At 73.5% G+C, this 3,612-nt stretch carries 5 protein-coding genes; all 5 read right to left on the reverse strand.

The genetic code is table 11. The features are described from left to right. The coding region (locus QOL99_RS07200) for a sensor domain-containing protein (RefSeq protein WP_285522602.1) at positions 1-715 on the reverse strand (715 nt) is incomplete at its 3' end. Positions 716-772: 57 nt separating this feature from the next. Then, positions 773-2,206 (reverse strand): M1 family metallopeptidase, encoded by a 1,434-nt coding sequence (locus QOL99_RS07205; protein WP_285522604.1) that lies wholly within the window; start codon positions 2,204-2,206, stop codon positions 773-775. A gap of 72 nt (positions 2,207-2,278) precedes the next feature. Continuing rightward, entirely contained in the window at positions 2,279-2,755 is a 477-nt protein-coding gene (locus tag QOL99_RS07210) for an NUDIX hydrolase (RefSeq protein WP_285522606.1), read from the reverse strand. 53 nt (positions 2,756-2,808) lie between these two features. Further along, entirely contained in the window at positions 2,809-3,213 is a 405-nt protein-coding gene (locus QOL99_RS07215) for an acyl-CoA thioesterase (protein ID WP_285522607.1), read from the reverse strand. Continuing rightward, a complete protein-coding gene (locus tag QOL99_RS07220; RefSeq protein ID WP_285522608.1) occupies positions 3,210-3,497 on the reverse strand; it encodes a ribosome-binding factor A in 288 nt (95 codons plus the stop codon). Before QOL99_RS07220 ends, QOL99_RS07215 begins: the two co-directional genes overlap by 4 nt. Between the last annotated feature and the right edge of the window lie 115 nt (positions 3,498-3,612).

Consider the following 3,612-nt stretch of genomic DNA (forward strand, 5'->3'; position numbering starts at 1 on the left):
CCCGCCCGGCGGCCCGGCGCAGCGCCACGACCTCGCGCCGGGCACTCGCCCCGTCCTGCGGCACCGACAGCAGCGCGAAGGCCAGCCACGCCCACACCCGTCCCAGCAGGTTCAGCACCCCGCCCGTGACCAGCAGGCCCCCTGCGCCCGCCAGCATCAACCCCACCACGCCGGGGGCCGAGAGGGTCACTTCCCCGCCCCCCCAGCTCACCGGGAGGGAACCCGCCGCCCACCACGGCGCGGCCAGTCCCAGCACCGAGGCCGCCAGCAGCACCCCCACCACCACCCAGCACAGCGCCGCGAGGGGCAGTTGCAGCAGGTGAAACATCAGCGCCCGGTAGGTCGCCCCGTCCGCGAGCGTGGCCCGCAACCAGCCCCCCACGCCGCCCGGCGGGAGAGGACCGGCGGGGGCCCGGTGCTGGAGGACCAAGTGCAGGCCCAGCAGCCGCGCCACCCTGCGCTGCACGTCGGCCAGCCCCGGCACCAGCCACAGGGTCCCCAGCAGCAGTCCGGCCCCGATCAGCAGCGGCAGCGTCACCACCCCGGCGAGCACGCCTCCCAGCAGCAGCCCCGCCCCCAGCGCCCCCAGCGGCAGCGCCAGCCCCACGTACAGCGCTGTGCGGTAGGTCTGCGCGTCCCGCAGGTCGGCCAGCAGGCCGGGGCGGCCCGGCGGCGGGACAGGGGGCAGGGCGGTGCGGGTCATCCGCCTCATCATGCCCGCAGGCTAGGGCGGGGATGGGGCCGTGGGCGTCGGTCCAAAGGGGGAGGGAGGCTAGCGACCCACCACCGGCAGCGGCGGCAACTCCGGCTCCTCTACCCAGCGCCGCACGCTCTTCTCGGCCTCCGCGCCCGCCCGCTCGCGCACAAAGGCGAGGAAGGCCGGGGTGCTCACTGTGCCCGCCCCCGCCGAGAAGCGCGTCACGTAGGCCCGCAGGAAGTCGCCGAAGGCCGCGTCCCCGATCTCGGCCCGCAAGGCGTGAAAGGTCAGCGCCCCGCGCTGGTAGGTGCTGAGGTCGAACAGCTCCTCCGCCCGCGTCGCCCGCAGCGGCCGGGTGCCCGCGCGGGTCAGGTTGGCGTGCCAGCGGGCGGCGTAGGCCTGCCCGTCCCCACCGAGGTGCTCGGTCCACAGCAGCTCCGCGTAGGCGGCCATCCCCTCTGAGAGCCACACGTCGGGCCACGTCGCGGGCGTGACCGCGTTGCCGAACCACTGGTGCGCGATCTCGTGGACGGCCACGCGCTCGGTGCTCATGTTCAGCGGCATGGTCGAGAGGGTCGCCGTCTCCAGCGCGGGCAGCCGGGGCGTGACCACCGCCACCCCGTAGGCCCCGAACGGATACGGCCCGAACCACTCCGAGAGGAGGCGCAGCGCCTCGTCGGTGCGGCGGTAGGCTGCCCGCACCGTGCCGGGCGTCTCCGGTGGGAAGAAGTCGCGCCGCACCACCGCCCGGCCCCCCACGCCCACGGGAATGGCGGTCTCGTCCACCCGCAGGAAGCGGTCCACGAAGATCCCCAGCGCGTAGGTCGGGATGGGTTCCCCCTGCGTGAAGGTGAAGGTGCTCGTGTCCCCACCGTCCACCCGCCCCGTCTCCAGGCCGCTCGCCGCCGCCACGTACCCGCGCGGCACGGTCACCCGCGTGGTGAAGGTCGCCTTGTCGGAGGGGTGGTCGTTGGACGGCAGGAAGGTGTGCGTCCCGTTCGGCTCGCTCAGGACGAAGCTGGCCCCGGCCCGCGCACCCTCGGCGGGGACGGCCTGCCAGCCCAGCATCAGCGGCGTGGGGAAATCGGGGTCCTCCAGCTCGCCGGGCGTGCCCGCGTACTCCACCGTCAGCCGGGCCGCCCCGCCGGGCCGCAGTGGGGCGGGGGGCGTGACCGTCAGCTTGGCGGCCGTCTCATCTGCCTGGAAGGGGACCGCCCGGTCGTTCCAGCGCACCGCCTCCACCCCCGGCCCCAGGAAGTCCAGCCGAATCTGCGCCAGCGGGCGCGTACTCGCCAGCGTCAGCGTGACCACCCCACGCACCTCCCGCGTGCCGGGTTCGGCCACAGTGAGGTGCAGGTCGTAGTGCCGCACGTCCAGCCCCGCCTGCCCCAGTCCGGGAAAGATGGGGTCGCGCAGGGTCTCGGCGGGCGGGGAGGAGGCGGGTTGCGCGGGCACCGGGGCCGCCGTCAGCAGCGCCAGCGCGAGCAGGGAGAGCAGGGGACGCCGCATGGCCCAGGCTAGGGCTTCTGGGCGGGGGGCGGCGGTGGGGTGGATTGCAGAGGGGCGGGGTGCGGGCGGCCGTCAGATCGGGTAATACGCCCGCGCCTCCCCCCTCAGGAAGTCGCGGGTGGGCACCCAGATCAGCGGGTTGCGCTCCTCGCACTCCGGGGGCGGGCCGTAGCGGATCAGGGCCTCGACCTGCGCGAAGGGCACCCATTTCACGCCCACGACCTCCGGGTCGGTGGGGTCGAGGTCGCCGTGATAATCGGCCGTGAAGCGCCCGAAGTTGGCGTAGCACTCGTTGCGGGTGCCGCGCAGCATCTCGCCTTCCAGCAGGCTGATAAACCGCAGGTCGGTCACTGTCAGGCCCGTCTCCACCGCCACCTGCCGCACCGCCGCGTCCGCGAGGCTCTCGCCGGGGTGCGCCTTGCCACCGGGCAGGCCGTAGAAGATGCTGCCGTCGTCCATGCGCTCTTCCACGAGCAGCAGTTCCTCGCCCCGCACCAGATAGACGTGCGCGGCGCGTTTGATGGGCAGGGTGCGCGACAGGTGGCTCATTGGAGGAGAGTGTAGCAACCGGCGGCCCGCTTCCGGCGGTCAGGCAGGGGCCGTCAACCCTCAGCCGTCAGCAGGGCCAGCACGTCGTCGGGCAACCGGGCGGGGCGGTAGGTCCGGTCGGTGGCGATGTGGCGGGTCTCGCCGGTCGCCAGCAGCGTCTCCTGGTGCCGCAGTTCGTAGCGGAAGGTCATCGTGCGCGAACGCACCGTGCCCACCCGCGTCACCAGCGTCAGTTCCTCGTCGTAGCGGGCGGCGCGGCGGTACTCCACGTTCAGGCCGGACAGCATCAGGTAGTAGCCCCGCGCCTCCACCTCCGCGTAGGGCAGGCCCAGGTCGCGCATCAGGTCGCTGCGGCCCACCTCGAACCACACCGGGTAAGTGGCGTGGTGGGCGACCCCCATCGCGTCCGTCTCGGCGTAGCGCACGCGGATGGGGGTGCGGGATTCGCGGGCGGTCACAGACGCGACTCGGCCGCGTCGTAGAACTCCAGGGTCGGCGTGCGGCGCATCTTCACCTGCGAGGCCACCTCGCGCTGAAGGTGACCGCGTGCCCGCGCCAGGGCCCCCAGGAGTTCGGGCATGTCGGCCCCCATCGCGCTGACGTACACCCGCGCAAACGTGTAATCGGGTGTCACGGTCACGCGCTCGACCGTCACGATCAGGGGCACGCGGGGGTCGCGCAGTTCCGCGATGGCGGAGGAGAGGACGCGGGTCAGCTGGGCCTGAATCTGGGCGGGTTTCATGGGCGGGCCTTGGGGGAGGGGGTGGGGACGGGCATGGGGGCATGGTAAGGGGTGGGGGGCGTTGGTGTTGGGGTTGTCCGTTTCGTGGGGGCAGGGTGTCTTGATTGCGGTCCTG

It is taken from the genome of Deinococcus rhizophilus (assembly GCF_030271215.1).
GTDB lineage: Bacteria > Deinococcota > Deinococci > Deinococcales > Deinococcaceae > Deinococcus > Deinococcus rhizophilus.